At 42.3% G+C, this 627-nt stretch carries 1 protein-coding gene; it reads left to right on the top strand.

The window, feature by feature from the left end:
• On the top strand, positions 1-627 hold a 627-nt coding region (locus AC3ASS_RS14445; protein ID WP_488284176.1), incomplete at both ends, for a transposase.

Here is a 627-nt window from a genome sequence, read left to right as displayed (position 1 = left end):
TCCACTTCATTACCGATGCCCCAAACAGTTATTGCGGATGCAGGCTATGGTAGTGAAGAAAACTATGTATATGCAGTTGGTGATGAGAAAGAGCCCCGGTTTGAGTTTCTAATTCCTTATGGGAGCTATGTAAAAGAACAAACACGTACATACAAAAAAGACATTAAAAATGCCAAAAACTGGACCTATTGTGAAGAGGATGATTGTTTTATTTGCCCGAATGGAAGGAGAGTAACGTTTAAAAAATACCAAAACAAAAAGAATCCATCTGGCTATGAACAAAGCTTCAAAATATACGAATGTGAAGATTGTACCGATTGCCCATTGAAAGCGAAATGCACAAAAGCGAAGGGAAATCGTCAAGTTCACTGGAATCCCATCTTCGAAGAAATGAAAGCAAAGGCCAAAACAGCCCTTGAATGTGAAGAGAAAGCCGCCATCTACGCTCGACGCAAAGTCGAGGCAGAAAGTGTGTTCGGTCACATCAAGGGCAATCGGTCGTTCCGCAGATTTTCTTTGCGGGGCCTCGACAAGGTACATGTTGAGTTTGGGATTGTGGCATTAGCCCACAACTTCCTGAAAGTAGCCGGCATCCGCCAGCTACTTTCAGATAAAAATCGAAAAAAT

It is taken from the genome of Bacillus sp. JST-5 (assembly GCF_057747715.1).
This window is presented reverse-complemented; position numbering and strand designations above follow the sequence as displayed.